The sequence below is a fragment of the Desulfallas thermosapovorans DSM 6562 genome, assembly GCF_008124625.1.
GTDB classification, from domain to species: Bacteria; Bacillota; Desulfotomaculia; order Desulfotomaculales; family Desulfallaceae; genus Sporotomaculum; species Sporotomaculum thermosapovorans.
The window spans coordinates 121,099-145,881 of record NZ_VNHM01000009.1; the positions used below are offsets into that span (position 1 = coordinate 121,099).

Consider the following 24,783-nt stretch of genomic DNA (forward strand, 5'->3'; position numbering starts at 1 on the left):
CTATATATTATTTTTTTACCCTGAGCTTTTTAATAGCAGCATTTAAGCCATCCAGGGTCAATTCATACATAGGAAATACCTTGCGAATCAATCCAATGGTATAGCTACCCTCCACCGTATCCCAGTACTGTCCGGGTACAGGATTTAGCCATACACTGTGTTCAAAGTGGCCGGCCAGTCTTTGCAACCACACCATGCCCGGTTCCTCGTTATCAGCCCCCCATTCCAACGCCCCGTAAGGCATCAGCAATTCCCCGGCACCCATGCTGGCATCACCCACCATGATAAGCCGGTAATCCGAGCCAAACCGGCGCAAAAAGTCAAAAGTATTAATGGAATTACGTCTCATGCAAAAGGGATCCTTAAAAATAATCTCATATACACAGTTATGAAAATAAAAAAACTGCAGATCACGAAAATGTGTGGATTTGTTGGCAGCGTTAAACAACCGGCTGCAAAGCCTTTGGTAAGGATTCATGGAACCACCGGAATCCATCAAAATAAGCAGCCTAATTTTATTTTTGCGCCCCCTGGTCCACACCAGTTCCAAGCGACCGGCGTTGCGTCCGGTGGCATCCACAGTGGCATCCAGGTCGAGCACATCCCGCTCTCCATCCACCGCTGTACTGAGCAGGCGTAATTTACGCAGGGCCAGCTCAAACTGCCGGGTGCTCAATGTTTCATCCGAGCGGAAATCACGGTAGGCACGCTGGGCGGCCACTTTGACCGCTGAACGGTTAACAGATTCTCCCCCAATGCGCACACCGGCCGGGTGGTAACCGGAATGACCGAAGGGTGAAGTACCTCCAGTACCAATCCAATGAGAACCCCCGTGGTGCTGCTCCGTCTGCTGCATTAAACGCTCGGCTAGTTTTCTTTTCAACTCTTCTAGGTTCCACTGCAGTTCCGGTTTTTTATTCGCCGGGTTTACCTTAAGGGGTGGCAGCGCATTTTCCAGCCATTTGAGCACTTCTGCCGTTATTTCCGGTGGCGTTTCAATACCTTCGAAACACTTTAAAAAGGCACGGTCAAAGGCGTCGTACTGGGTTTCACTTTTTACCAATACTGAGCGGGCCAAATAGTAAAAACTTATCAAACTGCTATTGGCTAATCCATACTGCAACGCCTCCATCAATGTCAACCATTCGGTAAGGGAAACATTAACTCCTTCCCGGCGTAAACCATAAAAAAGCCCGGTAAACATTAGATCAACTCCGCCAGTAACCCGTTATATGTTTATTTCCCGCTACCCGGGCGTTATTACCGGCACCACCGCCGTGCCTGCGCCGCCATAAGGCCATATCGTTGTCTTTTTTAAGCAGCACCCCGGGCAGGGGTATCTCCTTTTCTATAGTACGCGGGTCAATGCCACCAACCGCCAGGGCCTGTACCCAATCCAAAAGCTCGCTGGTGCTAGGCTTTTTTTGCAACCCGGGCAGGTTTCGGATACCGTAAAAAGCATTTACAGCAGCCCGCACCAACTCTTGGGGCAGGTCCGGGTAATGCACATTGATAATTTGGCGCATCATCTCTTCATCCGGAAAGGCAATGTAATGGAATATACACCTGCGCAGGAATGCATCCGGCAGTTCCTTTTCAGCATTGCTGGTAATAATTACGATAGGACGGTGTTTGGCCGTAATTGTTTCGCCGGTCTCGGGAATGTAAAAGCTCATTTGATCCAATTCCCATAGTAAATCATTGGGAAATTCTATATCAGCCTTATCAATTTCATCAATCAGCAATACAACCCGTTCCGGCGACATGAACGCTTCGCCAAGTTTACCCAACCTGATATACTGCTTGATATTACCAACATCCCCTTCGCCAAACTGGCTATCGTACAAACGCTGCACGGTATCATAAATATACAGGCCATCCTGGGCTTTGGTGGTGGATTTGATGTTCCAGATCAGCAAGGGCATTTTTAAATTGTCGGCAATACTAAGGGCCAGCATGGTTTTACCGGTACCCGGTTCGCCTTTGATTAAAAGTGGCCGGTTAAGGGCTGCCGCCACATTAACGGCACTAATTAACTCTTCAGAGGCAATGTACTTTGCCGAGCCATGATACACCATGTTGTTCTTCATTCATGCACCTCGTCAAGGTTAAATTTGACCTAATTATACCACGAATTATGAGCTTACAGCACAAAAAAAGCCTCCCATCTTAAAATGAGAGGCTTTCACATTTACATAACATATTAATGTAAGAAGAATGTATGAGCTGCGTTATTAACCACTTCGGAAAGCGGTCCCGGATAAACACCAATAACCAGCGTTGCTATGGTAGCCACAATCAACGTCACAGCCACCGGACTGGATACCTTGATTGGTGTTGCGTCAACGGGATCATCGCGATACATGACCAGTGCCACCCGCAGGTAGTAGTACACTGACACCATACTCATGATCAAACCGATAAACACCAGCCATAGATAACCGTCCACAATGGTTTTGAATAGGTAGAATTTGCCTGCAAAACCAGCCAGCGGAGGAATACCGGCCATACTTAGGAGTGCCACCAGCATCACCGCTGCCATTAAAGGAGAGCGCTGGGCCAAACCGGCATAATCCTTTAACTCGTCACTACCGGTCACGTTGTAGTAATAAGCCACCACTGTAAAGGCCGCCATAGTGGCAAAGACATACAGGAAAGCGTAGAACATGACACCTTTGATTCCGGCTTCTGTTGCGGTCACCAAACCCACCATAATATAACCTGCCTGGGCGATACTGGAGTAAGCCAGCATCCTTTTGATGTTGGTCTGGGGTATGGCCACCAGGTTGCCGACAATTATGGTCACAGCGGCCAAAATGGCTATCACCATAGCCCAGTGTTCCCAAATTCCCGGTAAACCGGCAATGAACAACCGCACAATAATGGCCAGCGAAGCCGCCTTGGAACCCACTGCTAGAAATGCCGTCACCGGAGTGGGAGCACCTTCGTAAACGTCAGGTGACCACATATGGAACGGCACAGCGGATATTTTGAACCCGAGGCCGGCGATAACCATCACAACAGCCAGCATCAGGGCAGGTGACAGAGGCTGCATTGCAATGATCCTGCTCACTTCAAGTATGGTTATGCTGCCGGTAAGGCCGTAAATCAGGCTTAAACCATACAGAAGCACTGCCGAGCTCATTCCAGCCAGCAGCAAATATTTAATGCCGGCTTCCACTGATTTGCTATCTGATTTGCGGAAGCAAACCAGAATGACAAAGGATAAGGTCATCAACTCCAGACCCAGGTAAAAAGTTATAAAGTCACCCGCTGAGGCCATGACCATCATACCCAGCGTCGCAAATACCGTAAGACTGTAATACTCGGTCTGGAAACCCGTGTCATCCACATAACGCATGCAGCCAAGTATTACCAGCGCAGCCGCCGTCAGGAATGTGATTTTCCAGAACAGCGCGTAATTGTCCAGCAGGTACATACCGCTTAGCAGTTCCCGGTTATCGCCCCACAGGGAAACCGCCACAGCCATGATACCCAATATACCCAGCAAGCTGACCCAGCCAAGGCCGTGCTTGGATCCTCTGGGTACAACAATGCCCATGATGAGCACTCCCAGTGCCAGTACGGCAGTAAGCATTTCCAGCGTCAATGCGGAAGGGTCAAATGGTAACGTGAAAACAAACATATTATCAGCTGGCATTTAAAACTTCCCCCCTAACTGGAGCGCGTCGCTTATCGCAGCATGCAGGGGCACGACGCCGCTGTTAATCATGTCAAACAACAGGGAGGGGAGGAAACCTCCAACCACCAGTACGGTGCCCAGTACTACCAAAGGCACCATTTCCGGTCCCCTGATATCTTCCAGGTGATCATATTCCGCACGTGGCGGGCCGAAAAGGGTGTTGGCACCGGCACGTAGTACATACAGAGCGGTAATAATGATACCCGCAATACCGATAACCGCCAGGCCGCCATAGGCTTTAAAGCTGGCAATAAAGATGGTGAACTCGGGAATAAAGCTAACCAAGCCCGGCAATCCCAGGGAAGCCATAGCCGCCAGCATAAATCCCACAGCCAGTCGCGGTGTTTGGCGAGCCAAACCGCCCATATCCGGAATCCAGCGGGTATGGGTTTTTTCGTAAATAAAGCCGATCATGGAGAAGAATAACGCGGCCATTACACCGTGGGCGAACATGTTGGCCACGGCACCATTTAAGCCAATGACATCCAAACAGGCCACTGCTAAAATGACATAGCCCATGTGGCTGACACTGGAATAACCAACGACATATTTGAGGTCTTTCTGGGCCAGGGCGCCCATGGCGGCGTAAGCGACGCCGATAACACCCAGCACGGCCATATACGGGGCCCAGAAGGTAGCACCCAGAGGTAGCATGTAAACCGCAATTTTAATTAAACCGTAACCGCCGATTTTTTTCAATACACCGGCGTGGATCATACTCACCGCAGTGGGAGCCCCGGCATAACCGTCGGGTGACCAGGAGTGGAATGGCCACATGGATATAAGTGAACCAAAACCAAGCAGCATCAGCGCAAACAGCCAGATTTGATCAAATCGTTCCAGCTGTTGGGCCACCACGGCCAACCCGGTGAAACTCATGTCCGGAACCCCGGCCAGGGCCGTTGTTTTTACGAACAGGGCAATTACACCCACCAGCAGGAACCCGCTTCCGATCAGCAAGTACATGGTCAGTTTCATACCGGCGTATTCCTTGGTAACCCGTTTGGAACTACCCCAGATAACCACCATGACATAAATGGGAATAACCACTACTTCATAGAACAGCAGGAAGATAAACAGGTCGTGAGCGATAAAGGTACCCATAACACCGGCAATCAACAGCAGCAGCAGAATGAAAAATTCCTTGGGCCGGTTATTGACATTCCAGGAGGCGAATATCGCCGAAAATCCAATCAAGTTGGTTAACAGCAGCATGGGCAAACTGATGCCGTCCACGGCCAGGAAAAAGGTTACGCCCAAATCTCGAATCCATGGTATGTCGCGCCCGAAAACAAACTGCAGACCGCCGAGATCCTGGTTATAAGCAAAGTAAGCATACATACTAAGAGCCAGAGATATAAACATACCCACAGCGGCTACACTCTTAATCAGTATGTTTTCTTCCTTTGGTATAAACATCAGGATTAATGATGCAACCAGCGGCGCCAGCAAAATGGCTAAAAGCACCGGAAAATCCATTACTTAACACCTCCCAGAACCAAGCCGGCGGCGGACGGACCGGTAAAGGCCATTAGCACAGCCACAGCCAGCACGCCAAGGAAGAAAATTAATACATAGTTCTGCAACCGGCCGGATTGGAATACGCGCAAACCATCGCCGGACAGCCTGGCAAAGGCACCGATACCGTTAACGATGTTGTCCACCACGTAAATATCAAACAGGTAGAACAGTTTGGCGGTACCGTCCACCAGTGCGTGGTTGAACCACAGGTATAGCTCGTCAATGTAGTATTTATGATAGAGCATCCGGTATACGGGACCGAACCATTTGGCCATGGCTTTGGCCCGTTTCTTTTCCGTATCTTTCAGATATAATGTGTAGGCCAGATAAATACCTGCACAGGCCAGTACAACGGAAAGCAACATGGCTCCATAATTAGCCGCGGCATGATGCGGGTGTCCAAAATAAATCCATTCTGCCCATATATTGTTCCAGGGAGTACCCATCCAGCCGGCCCCTATGGCCCCTGCCGACAGAACAATCAGGGGAACTGTCATGGTCCACGGGGACTCCTTGGGATGATTGGCGGGATTTTCTTTGCCAAAGAAAGCCAGAAAGATCATCCGCCACATATAAAATGCGGTTAAAAAGGCGGTAAATGCCGCCATGGCAAAAAGTACATAATGTCCTTCGGCCAGTGTGGAAACTAAAATTTCGTCCTTGCTCCAAAATCCGGAAAAAGGTGGAATACCGGCAATAGCCAGGCCGCCAATGACAAATGTCCAGGCAGTGATGGGCATTTTCTTGACCAGTCCACCCATTTCCCACACATCGGCCTTGTGGTGCAGGGCCACCAGCACACTACCGGCACCCAGGAACATCAGGGCCTTAAAGAAAGCGTGGGTCCACATATGGAACATACTGGCGGTCAGACTACCCACCCCCAGGGCCAGCATCATATAACCCAGCTGGCTGACGGTGGAATACGCCAGTATTTTCTTAATTTCACGTTGCGTAATGGCAATGGTGGCGGCAAAAAGTGCTGTAAAAGCACCGGTGACTGCCACCAACTGCATGGCCGATTCCACTTCATGGAACAGGAACATGGTACGACCCACCAGGTATACACCGGCCACGACCATGGTGGCGGCGTGGATCAGCGCGCTGACCGGAGTGGGGCCTTCCATGGCATCCGGCAACCAAACATGCAATGGAAACTGACCGGATTTACCGATGGGCCCGATGAACACCAGCACGGCAATCAGTGTAAGTATGCCATAGGTGGTGTATGCCTCAAAATGGGCAATTCGCTCGGCCAATTCGGTGAGGTTAAGTGTGCCAAATACAATCTGCAGCGCCAGGATGCCCAGCAAGAGGCCGAAATCCGCCACACGGCAGGTGACGAATGCTTTCTTGGCCGCCTCCCGGGCCGATATCTTATGCGTGTAAAATCCAATCAACAGGTATGAACATAGTCCCACCAGTTCCCATGCAATAAACATTTGCAGCAGGTTGCTGGAAATGACCAGCAGCAGCATGGAAGCACCGAACAGCGACAGGTATGAGAAAAATACCGAAAAACCATCTTCTCCATCCATATAACCAATGGAGTACAGATAGATAAAGGTTGCAATAAACGAAACCATGACCATCATCATGGCCGATACAGGATCCAACTGTATCCCCACGTCTATTTGCAAATCAGGCATCCCCGGCAATCCCAGGGAGAACCAGCGAATGGCATAAACCAGCGGTTTTTCCGCATATTCATGATTGGTGAAAATCCCGTACGCCGCCAGAGTGGCAATGACACAGGACAAGGCCATCGATGCCACCGTCACGATGGCACTGAGCTTTTGCCATGGCCGGGTGAGGAATACTATTACCACAAAGGCAAGGGCGGGAAGGAGCGGCACCAACCATGCATGCTGCATTGCATATTCAACAAGCATTATCTAAAAGCACCTACCTTCACTTTTAAAATCCTACCATTTCAGCCAGTCAAAATCGTCCAGATTTACAGACAGCTTATTGCGGTAGATGGCTATGATAATGGCCAGCCCTATACCCACTTCGGCGGCGGCCACGGTAATGACAAAAACAGCGAATATTTGTCCGATAAAATCGGTTGGGGTAATATACTTGCTGAAGGCCAACAGGTTAATATTCACCGCATTTAACATCAGCTCAATGCAAATGAGCACGGCCACAGCATTGCGCTTGGTCATAACACCAAACAGACCGATACTGAACAGCAGGGCCGAAAGCACCACATAATGGGTTAAACTAATCGTCAGCATTGGCCTTCACCCCCTCATCCCTGGCGATTACAAGGGCACCGATCAGGGCCACCAATAAAAGAATGGCCACTACTTCAAAGGGAATTACATATTTACTAAGCAGCAATGCACCGATGGCGTGAATGGTGTTTTCGGGCACCGCCTGTGTCGTCACCAGTTCGGTCCAGGCGGTACGACCGGCGAATACAGCACACATGGCCACCACCAGGGCCGTCAGACCGGCGCCAGCTAATAGTTGATTATTGAACAGGTTGGTACTTTTCATGTCCGGCCGTTGAATCAGCATGACACCGAAAACCACCATGATACAGACAGCCCCGGCATATACCAGAACCTGTATAGCGGCTATAAAGTCGGCATCCAACAGTAGAAACAATCCGGCCATGGATACGAAGGTAACGGCCAAAAACAGAACCGCGTGTACAATATTGCGTGCAAATATTACCAAAGTAGCGTTACCCAAAATAGTTATCGCTAACCCGTAAAAAGCAATTACGCTGTATATACTGGTTTCCATCGGTTACTGACCCTCCTTACCGGGAGCCTTGCCGGCGGCAACCTCTGCTGCAGCAGGTGCAGCGGATTTTTCGGCCTTAGCCTTGGGCTTGGGTTTGGGTTTGGGCGCAGCCTTTGCTGCCGGTGCTTCCTCCTCCACTGGTTCGGCAGGTGCTTCTCGCCGCACCAAAACAAGAGGGATGTCCCTGTAAAAATATTGATTCATATTAAAATCCTTGGAAAAATGCAGTGCATCTTTATTACAGGATTCAACGCACATACCACAGTACATGCAGTACTGAATATTCATTACATAATCAGTTAGAAATTGTTTTTTGCCCACCTTCTGTTTTTTCAGGTCGATAACCCTGTTTGGACAGGCATTGGCACACAACCCGCAGGCAATGCATTTATCCACATCCAAAACGAACTTGCCGTGAAAGCGCTCCGGTATTGTATGCTGCACTTCCGGGTACTGAACTGTCAGCTTGGGGGCCCAAAACTCTTTCCAGGTAATTTGCAAACCTTTCACTAACCCTTTACCAAACATGCAATCACCACCCTATCGCCCGGTAAATGTACATCCCTATACCGGTTACAAAGATGTTGGCCAAAGAAAGTGGTACTAATACTTTCCAGCCAAAGCCCATGAGCTGGTCCACCCGTATCCTGGGATAAGTCCAGCGAAGCTGCATAATAATGAACATTACGACATACACTTTGAGGAAAAACCACACCCAGGAAGGAATGATGGTCAAACCAAAGGGTGCATGCCACCCGCCCAAAAACAAAATCGTGGTTAAAGCACAAACCACCAGCATATTGGCGTACTCAGCCAGGTAGAACATAGCAAAGGCCATGCCGCCATATTCAGTGTTAAACCCGTTGACCAGTTCGGATTCACCTTCCATCAGGTCAAAGGGAGTACGGTTACATTCCGCCACAGCGGCGATAAAATAAATTAGGAATGCAATGGGTTGGGTAAAAATAAACCAGGTGTGTTCTTGGGCCGCAATAATATCGGACATTTTCAAACTTCCCACAATCATGACCACACCCAGGATAGCCAGCACCATCGGTAATTCGTAACTAACCATCTGAGCCACCACACGCATGCCGCCGAGCAAAGAATATTTATTGTTGGACGCCCAGCTGGCCATCCAAAAAATGATGGTGGACAGCGAGGCAATGGCTAGAAGGTATAACAATCCTATATTCATATCAATGGCCGCCATATTTTGACCAAAGGGTATTACTGCAAACACCATTAATGTGGGTACGAAAATCAGCACGGGAGCAAGTAAAAAAGGTATTAGATCCGCTTCCTTGTTGATAATGATTTCCTTGCTAATTAGTTTGCCGATATCGCACGTGGTTTGCAAAAGTCCCTTGGGGCCGACCCGGTTGGGGCCAATACGGGCCTGCATATAGGCGGCAACTTTACGCTCCATGTAAACCAGCCACAGAGCATTAACTAAAATAAATACGAGGATAGCCAAAAGCTTGACCAGCATCACGATGGCCTCATTTATTTCCAGGGGTACGCCCAGGCCACCGAGGAAAGATCTCAGCCCACCGGCTATGCCTACAAATAAATTTTCCAACATGCCTCTTCTCCCCTATGATCCCGTATTTGCTAACAATCCACTTCACCCAAAACAATGTCAATACTACCCAGTATGGCCACAACGTCGGCTATCAGGTAACCACGCAGCATTTCATCCAAATAACCCAGGTTAATAAAGGATGGCCTGCGTACATGAACACGATACGGCTTGTTACTGCCGTCGCTGACCACATAATAGCCGATGATACCCTTGGAGCTCTCTATTTCCTCGTAAGCTTCACCCTTGGGAGGTTTGAGCACTTTAGGCACCTTGGCGATAATGGGACCGTCAATTTCTTTAATTTGTTCGATGGCTTGCTGGATAATCCTTACGGACTGGCGCATTTCCCGCACCCGGCAGAAAAAGCGGTCAAAACAGTCACCGTTTTCACCCAGCGGCACATCAAAATCAAAACGGTCATAAATGCTGTATGACTTAACTTTGCGCAAATCGTAATTCACCCCGCTGCCCCTTAAGACCGGGCCGCTGAGGCTGTAATTTATGGCTGTCTCCGGTTTAAGCACACCCACAGCCTTGGTCCTGGCCTGGAATATTTCATTGCCGGTAATCAGACCGTCATACTCGTCGATATAACCCGGCATTTCATCCATCAGCTTCTTAAGCTTATCCAGCCAGCCCTCCGGAACATCGGCAGCCACACCACCAATGCGGGCGTAGCTCAGAGTCATTCTGGAACCAGTGAGTTCCTCCAGAAGATCCATCATTTTCTCCCGCTCGCGGAAGCAAAGGAGAAATCCTGTGAAACCTCCCATATCCAGCGCGTATACACCTGTGGCCAGTACGTGACTGGTCAGACGGGAAAGCTCCCCGGAAATAACCCGCAGGTACTCGGCCCTTTCCGGCACCTCAATACCCATCAGCTTTTCTACGGCCATCACATAACCCCAGTTTTGCAGCATAGCCGCAAGGTAATCCATGCGATCGGTATAGGGGATAAACTGAGGGTAAGTCCGCGATTCAGCTAATTTTTCCATACCACGGTGCAGGTAACCGCAAATTGGCTCGGCTCGGACGATTCTTTCCCCGTCCATAGTAAGAACAACCCGGAATACACCGTGGGTACTGGGGTGTTGCGGGCCAAAGTTTATATTAAATTCTTGCGTCCTCAACATGAGTTACTCCCTGCCACCTTTCCATTGGAAATCCTTGCGCAGCGGGTGTCCTTCATAATCGTAGTCCAGTAAAATGCGCTTGAGGTTGGGATGGCCGGTAAATACGATACCCAGTAAGTCGTATACTTCCCGCTCCTGCCAGTTTGCCCCGCCCCAGATGGGAAATACCGAAGGCAGCTCCGGATTGTCCCTATCCACAGAGGTCTTAACCATCAACGTATAGCCCTTTGCAGTGGAATTGATATTATATATAACTTCGAATTTGTTTTCATCGATATAATCCACGGCTGTCAGGTTGGTCAAAAAGTCCAGCGCGTAATCGTCTTTCAGTGCCTGCATAAATTCCAGCAGCTTGTCTTTGGGAACGATGACGGTCGACTGTTCATTAACCTCAATATAATTAAATTTTTGCCTAAGCTCCTCCACCAGTGCAGCATTATCTATCATTTTAACCCGTCACCACCTTGCCTTTTGACCTTTGAAGGTACTCCCGTTTGTCAAGAATCTTGGCCCTCAACATAAGGAATGCATCCAGCACCGCATCCGGCCTGGGCGGACAACCGGGCACATAAACATCCACAGGCACCAGTTTATTGACACCGGGTACCACATGATAGGAATCCACAAAAGGCCCGCCGGAAATGGCACAACCGCCAATGGCCATACACCACTTGGGTTCAGACATCTGTTCCCACAGGCGCACTACGAAATCCGCTGCTTTGGTGGTTACAGTACCGGCCACCAGCATAACATCAGCCTGGCGGGCGGTGTTACGCAAGACCTCGTACCCAAAGCGGGACAAGTCATAACGGGGACCCTGGGCGGCCATCAGGCCCTCAATGGCGCAGCAGGCCAAGCCAAAGCCAAGCGGCCAAATGGAGTGAGCCCGGGCCATGTTTAACACTTTTTCCACCGGAGCCAGGTGAACTAATCTTTTTACCTCATGCACGTTATAGAGATCCGGGTTATCACCGAAATATTCCGGGGCCCAAATGTCCTTTTGGACGGCTTCTATTTGTGTTTTCCCCTTGTTTACTTCCATTCCAACGCACCTTCCTTCCAGGCGTACCACAGACCAACGACTAAAATAAATACAAATATGATCATTTCAATGAACGCAAACAACCCCAGGCTTTGGAATTTGACCGCCCAGGCATAAAGATAAATAGTTTCCACATCAAATATGACAAAAAGTAAAGCATAAAGGAAGTAACTGGTTCTAAACTGTACCCATGTGGGTCCCTGGGTCGGCATACCGCATTCATACACTTCCAGCTTTAACGGCGTATTCCGTCTCGGCTGAATAAGAAAACTGGTCACAATGCCACCTGCACCAAAAATAACTGCGACTACAAGAAATATAAATACTCCCGCCCAGTCCGACATTTTTCTCCCCCCTTTCTTTGGCAAATTTTATTTAAAAAATAATTAATTACATGACCGGAGAGCAAACGAGTTTATCATAATTTTTACGCAGTTCCCCGGCACACAACGTGTTTCTACATTTTTTAACAATGTGTCGCGTACCTGACGGAAATATTATGGAACATTAGTTAATATTTTTTAAATAACCATACCCATTGCCAAGCTAACAACAATTCATATAGTTGATACCTGGTACTAAAATGAAATTTACCTCGTCATAAAACAAAGCCACGGGATATATGCGTGTTTGATTTGTTAATGCCCGCGGCAATGTCCAGTGCAAAAACACAATGTATACGTTGTCCACTGTATACATTCCATTTGGTTGGTCACGATTTATAATTTAATTGCTCCGACAGAAAAGGCTAAGCTTATATTATTTTTTCGCGATTGAGCTTAAAATCCCTGCCTTCATAAAATTTTTTTATGTCTTTTTACTGGTTGCCGGGCGTTTCAAGGCTACACCTGCCCAGTTTGCCCTCCCGAAATTCTTTGATTATGAAGGTCGCTGTTTTATAACTGTCTATTTTACCTCCGGACAGGTAAAAGCCCCTGTGCACACCGATTCTTTCAATCACTTCCCATGTTTCTTCCGGTAGCGCGCTTAGTTTGTAACGTTTGGCCAGCGTATCGGGTGCTTTACCCACCAGCCACTGCACCAGTTTTTCACATACTTCCTCCGGATTATATATCTGTTCTTTAATAGCCCCGGTTACCGCCAATTTATACGCGGTTTCGGGATCTTCAAATTTGGGCCAGAGTATGCCGGGTGTGTCCAGCAACTCCAACTTTCCCCCCAGTTTAATCCACTGTTCCCCTCTGGTTACCCCGGGGCGATTGCCGGTGCGGGCCGCTTTTTTACCGGCCAGCCTGTTGATCAGCATAGACTTTCCCACATTGGGCACCCCCACCACCATGCAGCGGGCTAACCGGGCAAGGCGTCCCCTGGCCATGTATTTTTTTATTGCCGGGCGGGCCAACTGTTCCGCCAGGGCAATCATTTTTTTTATACCCGCGCCGTGGTGAGCATCTACAGCCACCGCCGGATAACCGGCACGGGCAAAATAATTCAGCCATGCTGCCGTAATACTCGCATCGGCCAGGTCCGACTTGTTCAGCACCACCAATCTGGGCTTACCTTTTAAAATTACATTTATATCGGGGTTTCTGCTGCTGGCCGGTATACGGGCATCCAGCAATTCAATGGCCACATCCACCATTTGCAAGTTTTGCTGAACCTGCCTGCGGGCTTTGGCCATGTGCCCCGGGTACCATTGGATATCCATATTCACGTTCCTTTATATAACCTAGATTATTCCTTTTCACGGCACTTATGCATGGTGCCAGGTGCTTGATGGAAAAGATTGCTCCGGTCAGTTTGTTGTTAGGCCCGACCCTCTTTCGTCAGGCCATTGTGATGGACCACATAATGATTATTATGGTTTGATTTTGTACTACTATAACAGTTTAATCCGGTTTAAAGGCCAGTATATCAACACTGCTTTGCCGACGATATTCTGCTCGGGCAGCGGCCCCCAAACCCTGCTGTCGTCACTGTTGTTGCGGTTATCTCCCATCATGAAATAACTGCCGGGCGGCACATCCACCGGCCCGTAATCGGCAAATTTCAGCCCCGGGGGTAAATAACCCTCCTCTACCTGCTGGCCATTGACATATAATTGACTATCACGAATAGCCAGATTTTCGCCGCCGACACCAATGGTTCGCTTCACAAAGTCCCGGCTGGGGTCAAGGGGAAACTTGAATACAACGATGTCACCCCGCTGGGGTTCTTTAAAATAATAACTAAATTTGCTGACAATAATTCTATCCCCCACCTGCAGGCTGGGAACCATGGACTCAGAAGGAATATAAAAGGGCTGAAACAGAAACATTCTTATGACAACAGCCAATAATATCGCTATGGCCACCGATTCAAATATTTCCATTATTGCCGGTTTACCCTTTGCTTTTTTTCCTGCCAGTTGCTCCTGATCAGAATTTGGCATCATTATCTCCTCGATAAGAATCAATTATAATATCATTTAAAAAGGGACTGTCTTTATCAGCAGTCCCTGTATCACTAGCGACGAATTTCCTTAATACGGGCAGCTTTGCCGCGCAGCTTGCGCAGGTAGTAAAGCCTGGCTCTGCGGACACGCCCGCGCTTGGTAACTTCTATTTTATCAATCCTTGGCGAATGCAGAGGAAAAGTTCTTTCCACACCAACTCCGTAAGATACACGGCGCACGGTGAATGTCTCACCAAGCCCGCCGCCGCGGCGTCTGATCACTACACCTTCAAACACCTGGATGCGTTCCCGGTTGCCTTCCACCACTTTGACGTGCACTTTAACTGTGTCTCCAGGGCTGAAATCAGGAATATCACTTTTAAATTGTCCTTGTTCAACAGCTTTTATCAAATCCATGTTTGTACCTCCTTCCCCCCAGATGTTCATACCCCGACAACCTTTCGGGATAGCGGACCACCGTAATGAACAAGAAAGATTATACCATAATCCGCCTTGCAGTGCAACAACCGCAAGCTTACCCGGTTTTGCTCCCGACCCGGGCTTATGGATATTTTACAGCTCAATTACTAATTTATTACTTGCGCTTGATAACCCTGCCCACTTTATTAACCATGTACTCCTTCATTTTACCGGCCAGGTTATCCCCGTATAATTGACCTGCCTTATTGACCACATACTCCCAGATTTTATTGGACGGATTATTAATGAATATAAAGGCTATTCCAACTAGCACAACTATGACAGCAATAAAAAATGCGGTTCGCCATCCCTCACCACCGGCATCCGGGGATTGGACAGTATCCTCTGACTGTGGCGGCGGTGTTATGCCAAGCATTTCGGGCACGGCATTGGCCAGAAGGGCAACCCCGCTTTCAGCCTCGGGTTTTTGATTGGTATAGGTGCCGGCTTCAATCAACAGTGCAGTGGAAATCAAGTCCTGATTGTAATTGCCCCGGGCCATATATATTTCCTTAATCAATCCGGGATTTTTTTTGTTTACATAGGCCATTAAACGTTTGGCAAAGTCCAAATTGGCTGACATTTTAGGATTCTGCCTGCCCACCACCAAACGAATTTGGGTGACTTCACGATCGGACACAACATGCCGGTAAAACTCGGGATCATCAATGCCATCCCTGTGCACGTCAAAAATCGCCACCGGGTTATCCTCTAACAATTTTACAGCTGTGCGGCGGGAACGGTAATAGGCATTGGCATCATGGGGATCATGGGGGGTCCGGTCATAAAGCACTTTCACATCGTGCTTTTGGAGTTCCTTGTTGAAATTATCCCCCACTTGAAAAATACCCCCGTTAAAGGGTATTGAAGCAGCCCCGTCAGTGGGCAAATAAGATTCATCCGAGTGGGTGTGATAAATTCCTACAGGACGTTTATACCGCTGTTGGCTTGATACAACAACTACATCTTTAAATTGATCATAATAATCCATATACGAAAGCAGGGTTTTATCTTGACCCAAAAGGCTGACCCGGGCTGTGCTACCATGCACGCTATCCACCCGGTAATGATAACCCCGGGCATTGATTATTTGATCTCCCCGGGCAGGCACGCGGGATGTTTGGGTGATTAAACTACCATACCGGTCAATGTATTTATAGCATACCCCGGCCACATGGTCGGCCTGATCCTCAGCCAGCGCCGTCAGGGGAGATATTACAAGACCCCAACATATAACGGCTAACACTAATGCTGCACGCAATACTATCATGACCATGGCCTCCATATAAACATAGTAGTTTTATAATGGCCTGATCTGATAAATTTATTAGTACTTTTTTCAATGCCCGCTCATAAGCTATAAAAGAGAAACGCCAGACCTGCAAGGGGTGTTGAAGATTCATGTCGATACCGGTATCAACAATTCACATGTTAATTATAACCGGACGGTGACATTTATCATGCCCAGAGCTAAAACCCAAAAGCCACCATGTCCCTCCGGTCGTTTTTGGACCGTCCAGCCCGGGGATACTTTTTATTTAATAGCTTCCTTTGTGGGCACTACGGTTGCTGAATTAAAGCGCCTTAATCCCGGCTGTGACCCCGCCAACCTGCAAACCGGCCAAAAAATATGTCTGCCTCCTGAAAGAATCTGTCCCTCGGGGGTGTTTTGGGAGGTGGCACCGGGGGATACCCTGTACACCATCGCCCTGGCCACCGGAACCACCCTGGACCAACTGCTGGAGCTTAATCCATATGTCGACCCGTTAAAACTTTTACCCGGACAAACCATCTGTCTGCCCGGGTAAATCGCGGTGGCCGTAAAAGTATTTCCCCGCGGCGGGCTATATTACACTTTGTATTTTTTCTATTATTTCAAGTAAAATATCCCGGTCTTCGCTGTTTAAAACCTCTTCCCGCAACAGATCAGGGCGGCGCTCCAAAGTTTTCAACAGTGCCTGGCGACGGCGCCAGCGCCTGATTTTTTCGTGATGCCCGCTCATTAAAATTTCCGGCACCGGCAAGTCACCGTAAAGGCGAGGCCTTGTATACTGCGGGTATTCCAATAAACCCTGGTAAAAGGAATCATCTTCGGCGGATGCCTGCTCGCCCAACACACCGGGTATCATCCGGGAAACCGCATCCACCACCACCATGGCCGGCAGTTCACCACCGGTGAGTACGTAATCACCGATGGATAACTCGTCGGTCACGGCCAACTCCCGCACCCGCTCATCAATACCCTCGTAATGGCCGCAGATAATCACCAGGTGTTCTTCCCGGGCCAAATCCCGGGCCCAGTTTTGGTTAAAGGGCAGGCCGGTGGGGCACATCAATACCACCCTGGCCAGCAACCCGCCCCTCTGGCTGCGCACATGCTCCAGTGCCCGCATGATGGGCGGTGCCTGCAACACCATACCGGCCCCACCACCATAGGGGGTATCGTCTACGGTATTGTGCTTGTTACCGGCAAAATCGCGAATATCAACAAAGTTTATTTCCAAAAGTCCTTTGTCTCTGGCCCGTTTAATAATACTACTGTCAAAGGGACCGGAAAACATCTCCGGAAATAATGTCAGCATATCTATTTTCATGACAACTCTTCCAACCCCTCCGGCAAACAAACGGTCATTTTCCGCTGTTCCATATCAACACTGCGCACCACTTTTTTTAGCGCCGGTACCAGTAACGGGCGCCGGGTCGTCCCCTCGACAATAAACACATCATTGGCACCGGTTTGCAGCACTTCCCGCACTTGCCCCAGCAAGCGACCATCAACGGTGTACACCTCCATGCCCACTATGTCAAAGATATAAAAGGTATCCTCGGGCAGAGGCATCAACTCATCTCTGGGAACCAGCAGGGATGCTCCTTTAAGGGTTTCCGCGGCATTCATATCCTCAATACCGGCAAATTTAATAATAATAAACTTTTTATGATGATAAGTTCTTTCGATATCCATTAGTGTCGTTTTTTCCGGCAGGCTCACATGAACCCTTTTCATATCGTCAAAGCGCCGGGGGAAATCCGTTAACGGCAAAACCCTGACTTCGCCCCGGTGCCCCTGGGTATTAACTATTTTACCTATGGTTATATATTGCTCATCTGCACCCGGCAAAACCATCACCTCAAAACTTAAACAAGTTATCATCATTATGCCTGGTAATTCTGTAAAGCAAACACCGCCCCAAGGCCCGCCGGTATGTAATGGTAAACCGGTTATAATGCGAAAGAGGGCGGTATGCCCCCTTTTGGTCATTATGTTATGAATTTAAATAATCTCTACGGTGACCTTTTTGTGCTCTTTAGTGGCTGCTGCTTTTACAACGGCCCGAATGGCCCTGGCAATACGACCTTGTTTACCGATAACCTTGCCCATATCATCCCGGGCAACCCGTAATTCAATCACACAGGATTTGTCTTTCTCAATCATATCCACGGTCACCATATCAGGATGGTCGACGAGGGCCTTGGCCAATGTTTCCACCAGTTCCTTCATCGGTTAAACCTCCTCACTGGCCTTCGCCACCGGCAACATTTTTATTGATGCCAGCCTTGTTAAACAGCGCTTTGGTGGTATCGGTAAGCTGTGCTCCCTTGCGCAACCACTCCGCCGCCTTGGCTTCGTTGATGTTAATCACGGCGGGATTCTTTAGCGGGTCGTAATAGCCAATTTCCTCTATAAAACGACCGTCCCGGGGAGAGCGGGAATCGGCCACCACTATCCGGTAAAACGGCTTTTTCTTGGCCCCCATTCTCTTGAGCCTGATCTTAACTGCCACTAATGTCACCTCCTTTTGCTGGTATAAAAATGCCTTTAGCGTTTAGAAAGGCGATCCTTTTTTACCGAAACCTAAAAATCCCTTTTTACCCTTTTTCACGCTTTTTTCCATCTCCATTAACTGGCGCATCATTTTCCTGGTTTGCTCAAACTGCTTGAGCAGGCGGTTAACCTCCTGGACGCTGGTACCGCTGCCCCGGGCAATGCGCCTGCGGCGGCTGCCGTTTATTTCCTGGGGATGCTGTCTTTCCCAGGGAGTCATAGATTTTATGATGGCCTCCACAAGAACCAGATCCTTTTCATCCACTTCCAAGTCCTTGAGTTTTTTCATACCCCCAAGACCGGGGATCATGCCCAGGATTTGGTCTATGGGTCCCATTTTTTTAACCTGGTTTAACTGCTGAACAAAGTCATCCAGGGTAAATTCCATATTGCGGATACGTTTATTAAGTTTCTCAACCTGTTCTTGATCAAAGTTGGCCTGGGCTTTTTCAATTAAAGTAAGCATATCGCCCATACCTAAAATGCGGTCAGCCATCCGGTTGGGATGAAAGTCTTCCAGGGCGTCCAGTTTTTCGCCCACACCGACGAATTTAATCGGACAACCGGTAACTGCTTTAACCGAAAGTGCCGCCCCCCCCCGGGTGTCACCGTCCAGTTTAGTAAGCACCACACCGGTTAAAGTCAAACGCTCGTTAAAGGTTTTAGCAACGTTAACGGCATCCTGCCCGGTCATAGCATCAACCACCAGCAATATCTCATTGGGCTTTACAGCCTCTACAATGTTCTGCAGTTCGGCCATCAGCTCTTCATCGATGTGCAGCCGGCCGGCAGTGTCAATGATAACCAGGTCATTACCCTCCCGGCGAGCCTTTTCCACCGCCGCCCGGGCAATATCCGGCGGAGCCACGCCATCACCCATATTAAACACGGGTATATCCAATTGCCCGCCCAGCACCTGCAATTGCTTAATGGCCGCCGGGCGGTAGATATCGCAGGCCACCAGTAAAGGCCTGCGACCCTGGCGGCGCATGTGGTTGGCCAGCTTGGCCGTGGTGGTGGTTTTACCGGCCCCGTGCAGGCCCACCATCATCACCACCGTGGGCGGTGCCGAAGCCAGTTCAATTTTGCTCCGGGAGCCACCCATGAGCGAAGTTAATTCATCATGGACAATTTTTATTACCTGTTGGGCGGGGGTGAGGCTTTGCAGAACATCAATACCCACGGCCCTTTCCCTGACCCGGGCGATAAAATCCTTGACCACCTTGAAGTTAACATCAGCACCGATAAGCGCCCGCCGCACTTCTTTCAGCGCCTGGTCGACATCCTCTTCGGTGAGCCGGCCCTTGCCCCTTAACTTTTTGAAGGTCTCCTGGAGCTTTTCAGCTAAACCGGAAAAAACCATATTTTTTACCCCCTGTCCATCTCCAGTAGTTCCTGCAATACCTTTCTAGCCCGGGCCAGCTGTTGGGGCGAAGGTTTCCGGGTCTCTTCCAACAAACGGGCCACTTCAGCTAATTTGTTGCGCTGTGCTAGAAATTTATCTATCAGTCCCAGCTTATTCTCATAATTGGTAAGGATATGCTCCGCCCTTTTAAGGGTATCATGCACCGCCTGCCGGCTTACGCCATAGTTTTCGGCAATTTCCCCCAGCGAATAATCATTTCCGTAATATAGCTCAATAAACCTTTGCTGCCTTTCCGTTAATAGCGGGCCGTAAAAATCGTACAACAAAGTCATCATGATAACCTTATCCATGAATAAATAACCTTTCTATATAAAGCAAAAATACTTTACAGCTAATTTTACTTAAATTAAGCAGTGGTGTCAAGCAATGTGTGCTAAATGTTAAATTGACACCTCCCTTGCCAGCATGATACATTGATATTGTGCACAATTTTATGCACAATCTGGGAGGGACTATTATGAATATAAATAAAGAAGCATCGATAATATCACCCGACTTGATCATCTCCGTTTCCCGTGCCCAATCTCTGCAAAGGGAAGAAATCAGAACACTGCATAAAAATTATGGCAATGCCAGCCTAGTGACCATGCTGGGGATGCTGAATTTTGACCGGCAATTCGTCCGGGCCCAGGGCACCAAGCTCTGGGACAGCGAAGGCCATGATTATCTTGATTTTCTTGGCGGGTACGGCTCCCTTAACCTGGGGCACAATCATCCCCTGGTTATTGCAGCGGTGGAGCAAGTCAAAGAAATGCCAAATTTAATGCAGGCCGGCGTGCCCACTATGGCGGCAGCGCTATTGCACAACCTAGCCGTAATTACACCGGGTAAATTGAAAAGATCGTTTTTATGCAACAGCGGAGCCGAAGCAGTGGAAGGGGCTCTAAAATTAGCCCGGGCCGCCACAGGGAGAAAAGCATTCATTTACTGCCAGAATTCCTTCCATGGCAAATCCTTCGGCGCCCTGTCGGTAACGGGGCGGGAAAAATATCGCAAACCCTTTGCCCCACTGCTGGAGGAATGCATTGAAGTGCCCTTCGGCGATATTGTTTCGCTTCGCCAGGCTTTAAAGAAGCATCAGGCCGCCGCCTTCATAGTGGAACCCATCCAGGGAGAAGGCGGCGTCAACGTGCCTCCCCCGGGCTATCTCAACGAGGCGGCCCGGGCCTGCCGGGAAGCCGGCACTTTGCTCATTGCGGATGAAATCCAAACCGGTTTCGGACGCACCGGGGCTATGTTTGCCTGCCAGCATGAGAACGTGGAACCCGATATAATGTGCCTAGCCAAATCCCTGGGGGGCGGAATAATGCCCATCGGTGCCTTCATCACCACCGGTGAAATATGGAACAAGGCATATGGCAGCGTGGAAAAGGCCACCCTGCACACCTCCACATTCGGCGGCAACACGTGGGCTGCAGCGGCCGGCGTAGCTGCTGTGGAGATACTGGTTAAAGAAAACCTGGCCCGAGCAGCCGAAGAAAAGGGTCGTTACTTTATTTCAGGCCTCAAAAATCTACAAAAAAAATACCCTCTGATAAAAGAGGTGCGGGGCCGGGGTTTGCTCATCGGCATTGAGCTGGCCCAACCCGGCGGTCTGGTCGACAAGGCCACCATGGGCATGGCCTCGAAACTGTCCAATGAATACCTGGGCAGCATGGTGGCAGGGGAATTGCTCAACAAACACCGCATCGTCACCGCTTATACATTAAACAACCCCAATGTAATCAGGCTGGAACCGCCTCTGATAGTCAGCAAGGAGGAAATTGATTATGTACTGAATGCTTTGGAGGACGTATTAAAACGCCACAAAGGCTTTTTCAGCTTCGCGGCCACCAGCGCCAAAACAGTACTGAAAACGATAAGGAAAAAATAAAGGGATTAGGTATGAAGGCCCCGGACTAGCAACCGGAGCCTTTTTTCTATCTCGAGGATAAAAGAAAGCAAGGGGACGGTTCTCTTGCTCCTTTTTCTTTGGCGGGCGTGCATAAAATATCTCCCGGTTATAAAAAATAATAAAAATTTTACAACTGGAGGTAAGCTATGCCAAGGGAAGCAACGCACCGTATGGACGGCCGGATCAGCATCCACGATTCGGTGCAGGAAATGTATGAACGAATCCATAACGACGGTCTTAGCAATGTATTTGACCGCTATGATCCCCAGACTAAAATTCGCTGCGGGTTTTGTGTGGAAGGTGTAAGCTGCCAGCTTTGTACCGGCGGACCGTGCCGCATCTCCGACAAGGTGGGGGCCACCCACGGCACCTGTGGTATCGACCGCAATGCCATGGCCATGCGGGACATGCTGCTCCGCAATATGATGGGTACTTCCACTTACACTCATCACGCCTACAATGCCTTTCGCACTTTAAAGTCCACGGCGGAGGGTAAAACACCTTACCAGATTACCGATACCGACAAGCTTTACTGGATGTGTGACAAGCTGGGAATAGACAAAAGCGGTGGTCCTGAACAAGCTGCCATTCGCCTGGCTGACTTTCTAATGTACCAGCTCAGCAGCGGTTACGATGAGCCGCCAAAAATGGTGGAGGTTTTTGCCCCCGAGCCCCGGAAAAAACTGTGGCGGGAACTGGCCATTTACCCGGCCGGGGTAATGCATGAAATAAAGGATGCCGCGGCCAGTTGCCTGACCAATGTGGACGGTGATTTTGTATCCATGGCCAAAAAGGCCATGCGGCTGGGAATTGCTACTATTTACGGTTCCCAAATCGGGTTGGAAATGGTGCAGGATATTTTATTCGGTACCCCATCCCCCCATGAGGTACAGGTAGATCTGGGAATCATGGATCCTGATTATGTTAACATTGTTTTTAACGGACACGAACCCTGGATTGGTGTGGCCTGTATTTTAGCCGCCAGGGACCCGGCCAACCAGGAGAAAGCCCGGCAGGCCGGGGCAAAGGGCATCAAGGTAACAGGCTCCATTGAATGCGGCCAGGAAGTGCTGCAACGCTTTACCATGGACGAAGTGTTTAACGGTCTAACGGGCAACTGGATGACCATTGAACCGCTGCTGGCCACCGGAACTGTGGACGTGTTCGCCATGGATGAAAACTGTTCTCCCCCTTATATCGCGCCTTATGCCGAGAAATACCAGATTACCATGGTGTCGGTGAACGACCTGGTGCGTATACCGGGAGTGGAAAAGAATTTTGACTACAAACCTCCCGAAGCCGCCAACATAGCCCGGCAGCTTATCGATTGGGGTATAGAAAACTTTAAAAAGCGTAAAGAACGCAACATTACCGCTAAAGTGCCCGGGCGGGTACAAAAAGCCATTGCCGGTTTTTCCACCGAAGCTGTTTTAAACGCGCTGGGCGGCAAACTGGACCCGCTGCTGGACGTAATTAAAGCGGGCAAAATCAAAGGTGTGACGGCACTGGTCAACTGCACCACCCCGGCTACAGGCCTCCATGACTACATGACTGTGAACGTGGCTAAAGAGTTGATCAAGCGGGATATACTGGTGATCAGCGGCGGATGCGGCAACCACGCTCTGGAAGTGGCCGGTTTGTGCAACACCGGCGCAGTGGCCATGGCGGGTAGCGGGCTGCAGGAAATATGCAAAGCACTGGGCATCCCCCCGGTGCTCAGCTTCGGCACCTGCACGGACACGGGGCGCATGTCCATGCTGGTGACGGAAATCGCCAACGCTCTGGGAGTTGATACCTCCGACCTGCCGGTGGCGGTTACCGCACCCCAGTACCTGGAGCAAAAAGCCACCATCGACGCCCTTTTTGCCCTGGCCTTCGGGCTGTATACACACCTAGCTCCCACCCCGCCGGTAACGGGTGGCCCGGAACTGGTGAAACTGTTAACCGAAGATTTGGAAGGCCTCACCGGCGGCAAAGTGGCCCTGGCGGATACACCGGAAAGTGCAGCTGAAGGGATTGAAGCCCATATCATGAAAAAGAGGTCCCAATTAGGAATTTAAGATAAAACTATTTTTATTTTATATATCCACGTAAAATATGCACAATAAAGCCGCCCGTAGGAGGCGGCTTTATTGTACCCGTCTTAATGCGCTGCATAGAGGTTATAGTATTTTGCGTTTAAGAACTTCCACGGTAACAGATGGCTACTTCTACCACAATAAAAACAAATCTGAATATTCCTACTCCTTTAGAATAAACACATTGCTCAAGCGTTTAGCCTGTGATTATTCCCTTTCCCTTTCCTAGGCTTCCATTCATTATTGTTGGTTCCGGATATCCACCATAAGCCTGTTTTTTTCAACCACCTTAATGAATGCTTGTACCAGTTGAGGATCAAACTGCGTGGCAGCGCATCTTTTGAGCTCTCGTACAGCTTTATCGTGTGACATGGCCTTTCGGTATGGCCTGTGACTGGTCATGGCATCATAGGCATCGGCGATGGACAAAATGCGGCATTCCAGGGGTATGTCTTCCCCCTTAAGGCCAAGGGGATAACCCTGACCGTTCCACCATTCATGATGCTTTAAAATCCAGTCCGCAACGTGATTAAGATCTGGGGCGGATTTTGCTATGCGATAACCGATTTCACAGTGCCGCTGCATCTCGGCAAATTCATCTGGTTGTAGATTCTCATTTTCAATTATCCAAAACCCCCGCTATTTTATCACATTGAACAATCTGCACCCGGTGTCAATACTAAAATAAACTGCAAAAAATTCTTAAATTACATTGGGATTAATATTAGTCAGTCCGTCAGTCTGTTGCCAAATATTACCTTCAAAACTCATTCCAGCAAAGGTAGAATATTTGTTGGAAGTGATCATAAATGCAACAAATATTCTATACAACAGCAACACCCGAAGAATATCACCGTCTAGGGGAAAACTTTCCCTTCCCTGTACCCGGTTCATGTCTCAACCCGGAATGTCTTGTCAAAGTACCACCACAAAAATATGGTTTTTAC

At 49.1% G+C, this 24,783-nt stretch carries 28 protein-coding genes; 4 read left to right on the forward strand and 24 right to left on the reverse strand.

The features are described 5' to 3' along the window. Positions 1–7 precede the first annotated feature (7 nt). From LX24_RS09415 to spoIIP, 17 genes are all read right to left on the reverse strand, one after another. Positions 8–1,204, reverse strand: coding sequence for a vWA domain-containing protein (locus LX24_RS09415; RefSeq protein WP_166511901.1), 1,197 nt, complete (start codon positions 1,202–1,204; stop codon positions 8–10). Positions 1,205–1,208: 4 nt separating this feature from the next. Beyond that, positions 1,209–2,090 carry an AAA family ATPase gene (locus LX24_RS09420; protein ID WP_166511902.1) on the reverse strand — a complete coding sequence of 294 codons (882 nt, stop codon included), beginning with the start codon at positions 2,088–2,090 and terminating at the stop codon, positions 1,209–1,211. Between the two features lie 113 nt (positions 2,091–2,203). Next, on the reverse strand, positions 2,204–3,661 hold the full coding sequence (locus tag LX24_RS09425) for an NADH-quinone oxidoreductase subunit N (protein ID WP_166511903.1): 1,458 nt from the start codon (positions 3,659–3,661) through the stop codon (positions 2,204–2,206). Next, positions 3,662–5,182, reverse strand: coding sequence for a complex I subunit 4 family protein (locus LX24_RS09430; protein WP_166511904.1), 1,521 nt, complete (start codon positions 5,180–5,182; stop codon positions 3,662–3,664). Next, positions 5,182–7,116 (reverse strand): NADH-quinone oxidoreductase subunit L, encoded by a 1,935-nt coding sequence (gene nuoL, locus LX24_RS09435; RefSeq protein WP_166511905.1) that lies wholly within the window; start codon positions 7,114–7,116, stop codon positions 5,182–5,184. The genes LX24_RS09430 and nuoL overlap by 1 nt, the downstream gene beginning before the upstream one ends. 33 nt (positions 7,117–7,149) lie before the next feature. Then, positions 7,150–7,464 carry an NADH-quinone oxidoreductase subunit NuoK gene (gene nuoK, locus LX24_RS09440; RefSeq protein ID WP_166511906.1) on the reverse strand — a complete coding sequence of 105 codons (315 nt, stop codon included), beginning with the start codon at positions 7,462–7,464 and terminating at the stop codon, positions 7,150–7,152. After that, a complete protein-coding gene (locus LX24_RS09445) occupies positions 7,451–7,981 on the reverse strand; it encodes an NADH-quinone oxidoreductase subunit J family protein (protein ID WP_166511907.1) in 531 nt (176 codons plus the stop codon). The genes nuoK and LX24_RS09445 overlap by 14 nt, the downstream gene beginning before the upstream one ends. Positions 7,982–7,984: 3 nt before the next feature. Further along, positions 7,985–8,509, reverse strand: coding sequence for a 4Fe-4S binding protein (locus LX24_RS09450; RefSeq protein ID WP_166511908.1), 525 nt, complete (start codon positions 8,507–8,509; stop codon positions 7,985–7,987). 4 nt (positions 8,510–8,513) lie between these two features. Beyond that, positions 8,514–9,566, reverse strand: coding sequence for an NADH-quinone oxidoreductase subunit NuoH (gene nuoH / locus LX24_RS09455; RefSeq protein WP_207706581.1), 1,053 nt, complete (start codon positions 9,564–9,566; stop codon positions 8,514–8,516). A 29-nt stretch (positions 9,567–9,595) separates the two neighbouring features. Beyond that, positions 9,596–10,699 carry an NADH-quinone oxidoreductase subunit D gene (locus tag LX24_RS09460; RefSeq protein ID WP_166511909.1) on the reverse strand — a complete coding sequence of 368 codons (1,104 nt, stop codon included), beginning with the start codon at positions 10,697–10,699 and terminating at the stop codon, positions 9,596–9,598. Between the two features lie 3 nt (positions 10,700–10,702). Then, complete coding sequence (locus LX24_RS09465; protein WP_166511910.1) at positions 10,703–11,146, reverse strand: NADH-quinone oxidoreductase subunit C; 444 nt, start codon at positions 11,144–11,146, stop codon at positions 10,703–10,705. A 1-nt stretch (position 11,147) separates the two neighbouring features. Continuing rightward, complete coding sequence (locus LX24_RS09470) at positions 11,148–11,741, reverse strand: NADH-quinone oxidoreductase subunit B (RefSeq protein WP_166511911.1); 594 nt, start codon at positions 11,739–11,741, stop codon at positions 11,148–11,150. Then, positions 11,732–12,085 carry an NADH-quinone oxidoreductase subunit A gene (locus LX24_RS09475; protein ID WP_166511912.1) on the reverse strand — a complete coding sequence of 118 codons (354 nt, stop codon included), beginning with the start codon at positions 12,083–12,085 and terminating at the stop codon, positions 11,732–11,734. Before LX24_RS09475 ends, LX24_RS09470 begins: the two co-directional genes overlap by 10 nt. 473 nt (positions 12,086–12,558) lie before the next feature. Beyond that, a complete protein-coding gene (ylqF, locus tag LX24_RS09480) occupies positions 12,559–13,410 on the reverse strand; it encodes a ribosome biogenesis GTPase YlqF (RefSeq protein ID WP_207706582.1) in 852 nt (283 codons plus the stop codon). A gap of 171 nt (positions 13,411–13,581) precedes the next feature. Beyond that, entirely contained in the window at positions 13,582–14,133 is a 552-nt protein-coding gene (gene lepB, locus LX24_RS09485; protein WP_166511914.1) for a signal peptidase I, read from the reverse strand. Positions 14,134–14,207: 74 nt separating this feature from the next. Then, positions 14,208–14,552 carry a 50S ribosomal protein L19 gene (rplS, locus tag LX24_RS09490; RefSeq protein ID WP_166511915.1) on the reverse strand — a complete coding sequence of 115 codons (345 nt, stop codon included), beginning with the start codon at positions 14,550–14,552 and terminating at the stop codon, positions 14,208–14,210. Between the two features lie 178 nt (positions 14,553–14,730). Further along, complete coding sequence (gene spoIIP, locus LX24_RS09495) at positions 14,731–15,885, reverse strand: stage II sporulation protein P (RefSeq protein ID WP_166511916.1); 1,155 nt, start codon at positions 15,883–15,885, stop codon at positions 14,731–14,733. A 190-nt stretch (positions 15,886–16,075) separates the two neighbouring features. Here spoIIP and LX24_RS09500 point away from each other — a divergent pair, with 190 nt between their 5' ends. After that, positions 16,076–16,423, forward strand: coding sequence for a LysM peptidoglycan-binding domain-containing protein (locus LX24_RS09500; RefSeq protein WP_166511917.1), 348 nt, complete (start codon positions 16,076–16,078; stop codon positions 16,421–16,423). A 36-nt stretch (positions 16,424–16,459) separates the two neighbouring features. Here LX24_RS09500 and trmD read toward each other — a convergent pair whose 3' ends face one another. The 6 genes from trmD to ylxM form a co-directional block, all read right to left on the reverse strand. Next, the gene (trmD, locus tag LX24_RS09505; RefSeq protein WP_166511918.1) at positions 16,460–17,209 is read right to left on the reverse strand and encodes a tRNA (guanosine(37)-N1)-methyltransferase TrmD; all 750 of its coding nucleotides are present in this window, start codon (positions 17,207–17,209) and stop codon (positions 16,460–16,462) included. Then, positions 17,206–17,739, reverse strand: coding sequence for a ribosome maturation factor RimM (gene rimM / locus LX24_RS09510; protein ID WP_243131695.1), 534 nt, complete (start codon positions 17,737–17,739; stop codon positions 17,206–17,208). The genes trmD and rimM overlap by 4 nt, the downstream gene beginning before the upstream one ends. Positions 17,740–17,886: 147 nt before the next feature. Further along, positions 17,887–18,114 carry a KH domain-containing protein gene (locus LX24_RS09515; protein ID WP_166511920.1) on the reverse strand — a complete coding sequence of 76 codons (228 nt, stop codon included), beginning with the start codon at positions 18,112–18,114 and terminating at the stop codon, positions 17,887–17,889. A 13-nt stretch (positions 18,115–18,127) separates the two neighbouring features. Next, complete coding sequence (gene rpsP / locus LX24_RS09520) at positions 18,128–18,397, reverse strand: 30S ribosomal protein S16 (RefSeq protein WP_166511921.1); 270 nt, start codon at positions 18,395–18,397, stop codon at positions 18,128–18,130. A 42-nt stretch (positions 18,398–18,439) separates the two neighbouring features. Beyond that, the gene (gene ffh, locus LX24_RS09525; protein WP_166511922.1) at positions 18,440–19,801 is read right to left on the reverse strand and encodes a signal recognition particle protein; all 1,362 of its coding nucleotides are present in this window, start codon (positions 19,799–19,801) and stop codon (positions 18,440–18,442) included. A gap of 5 nt (positions 19,802–19,806) precedes the next feature. After that, positions 19,807–20,154, reverse strand: a complete 348-nt coding sequence (gene ylxM, locus LX24_RS09530) for a YlxM family DNA-binding protein (protein WP_166511923.1) — start codon at positions 20,152–20,154, stop codon at positions 19,807–19,809. 167 nt (positions 20,155–20,321) lie between these two features. On the opposite strand from ylxM, the gene LX24_RS09535 reads away from it, so the two are divergent. The 3 genes from LX24_RS09535 (at position 20,322) to LX24_RS15155 (ending at position 24,065) form a co-directional block, all read left to right on the forward strand. Next, a complete protein-coding gene (locus LX24_RS09535) occupies positions 20,322–21,737 on the forward strand; it encodes an aspartate aminotransferase family protein (protein WP_166511924.1) in 1,416 nt (471 codons plus the stop codon). A 167-nt stretch (positions 21,738–21,904) separates the two neighbouring features. Beyond that, positions 21,905–23,818 carry an anaerobic carbon-monoxide dehydrogenase catalytic subunit gene (cooS, locus tag LX24_RS09540; RefSeq protein ID WP_166511925.1) on the forward strand — a complete coding sequence of 638 codons (1,914 nt, stop codon included), beginning with the start codon at positions 21,905–21,907 and terminating at the stop codon, positions 23,816–23,818. Between the two features lie 112 nt (positions 23,819–23,930). Next, on the forward strand, positions 23,931–24,065 hold the full coding sequence (locus tag LX24_RS15155; protein WP_279233201.1) for a hypothetical protein: 135 nt from the start codon (positions 23,931–23,933) through the stop codon (positions 24,063–24,065). A gap of 11 nt (positions 24,066–24,076) precedes the next feature. Here the strand turns inward: LX24_RS15155 and LX24_RS09545 are convergent, their stop codons facing one another. After that, positions 24,077–24,463, reverse strand: a complete 387-nt coding sequence (locus tag LX24_RS09545; RefSeq protein ID WP_341473570.1) for an HD-GYP domain-containing protein — start codon at positions 24,461–24,463, stop codon at positions 24,077–24,079. Between the last annotated feature and the right edge of the window lie 320 nt (positions 24,464–24,783).

Bases quoted from the DNA above. Each gene is read 5' to 3' on its own strand.
- LX24_RS09415 (WP_166511901.1), bottom strand. From the start codon at position 1,204: ATGTTTACCGGGCTTTTTTATGGTTTACGCCGGGAAGGAGTTAATGTT.
- LX24_RS09420 (WP_166511902.1), bottom strand. From the start codon at position 2,090: ATGAAGAACAACATGGTGTATCATGGCTCGGCAAAGTACATTGCCTCT.
- LX24_RS09425 (WP_166511903.1), bottom strand. From the start codon at position 3,661: ATGCCAGCTGATAATATGTTTGTTTTCACGTTACCATTTGACCCTTCC.
- LX24_RS09430 (WP_166511904.1), bottom strand. From the start codon at position 5,182: ATGGATTTTCCGGTGCTTTTAGCCATTTTGCTGGCGCCGCTGGTTGCA.
- nuoL (WP_166511905.1), bottom strand. From the start codon at position 7,116: ATGCTTGTTGAATATGCAATGCAGCATGCATGGTTGGTGCCGCTCCTT.
- nuoK (WP_166511906.1), bottom strand. From the start codon at position 7,464: ATGCTGACGATTAGTTTAACCCATTATGTGGTGCTTTCGGCCCTGCTG.
- LX24_RS09445 (WP_166511907.1), bottom strand. From the start codon at position 7,981: ATGGAAACCAGTATATACAGCGTAATTGCTTTTTACGGGTTAGCGATA.
- LX24_RS09450 (WP_166511908.1), bottom strand. From the start codon at position 8,509: ATGTTTGGTAAAGGGTTAGTGAAAGGTTTGCAAATTACCTGGAAAGAG.
- nuoH (WP_207706581.1), bottom strand. From the start codon at position 9,566: ATGTTGGAAAATTTATTTGTAGGCATAGCCGGTGGGCTGAGATCTTTC.
- LX24_RS09460 (WP_166511909.1), bottom strand. From the start codon at position 10,699: ATGTTGAGGACGCAAGAATTTAATATAAACTTTGGCCCGCAACACCCC.
- LX24_RS09465 (WP_166511910.1), bottom strand. From the start codon at position 11,146: ATGATAGATAATGCTGCACTGGTGGAGGAGCTTAGGCAAAAATTTAAT.
- LX24_RS09470 (WP_166511911.1), bottom strand. From the start codon at position 11,741: ATGGAAGTAAACAAGGGGAAAACACAAATAGAAGCCGTCCAAAAGGAC.
- LX24_RS09475 (WP_166511912.1), bottom strand. From the start codon at position 12,085: ATGTCGGACTGGGCGGGAGTATTTATATTTCTTGTAGTCGCAGTTATT.
- ylqF (WP_207706582.1), bottom strand. From the start codon at position 13,410: ATGGATATCCAATGGTACCCGGGGCACATGGCCAAAGCCCGCAGGCAG.
- lepB (WP_166511914.1), bottom strand. From the start codon at position 14,133: ATGCCAAATTCTGATCAGGAGCAACTGGCAGGAAAAAAAGCAAAGGGT.
- rplS (WP_166511915.1), bottom strand. From the start codon at position 14,552: ATGGATTTGATAAAAGCTGTTGAACAAGGACAATTTAAAAGTGATATT.
- spoIIP (WP_166511916.1), bottom strand. From the start codon at position 15,885: ATGATAGTATTGCGTGCAGCATTAGTGTTAGCCGTTATATGTTGGGGT.
- LX24_RS09500 (WP_166511917.1), top strand. From the start codon at position 16,076: ATGCCCAGAGCTAAAACCCAAAAGCCACCATGTCCCTCCGGTCGTTTT.
- trmD (WP_166511918.1), bottom strand. From the start codon at position 17,209: ATGAAAATAGATATGCTGACATTATTTCCGGAGATGTTTTCCGGTCCC.
- rimM (WP_243131695.1), bottom strand. From the start codon at position 17,739: ATGGTTTTGCCGGGTGCAGATGAGCAATATATAACCATAGGTAAAATA.
- LX24_RS09515 (WP_166511920.1), bottom strand. From the start codon at position 18,114: ATGAAGGAACTGGTGGAAACATTGGCCAAGGCCCTCGTCGACCATCCT.
- ffh (WP_166511922.1), bottom strand. From the start codon at position 19,801: ATGGTTTTTTCCGGTTTAGCTGAAAAGCTCCAGGAGACCTTCAAAAAG.
- ylxM (WP_166511923.1), bottom strand. From the start codon at position 20,154: ATGGATAAGGTTATCATGATGACTTTGTTGTACGATTTTTACGGCCCG.
- LX24_RS09535 (WP_166511924.1), top strand. From the start codon at position 20,322: ATGAATATAAATAAAGAAGCATCGATAATATCACCCGACTTGATCATC.
- cooS (WP_166511925.1), top strand. From the start codon at position 21,905: ATGCCAAGGGAAGCAACGCACCGTATGGACGGCCGGATCAGCATCCAC.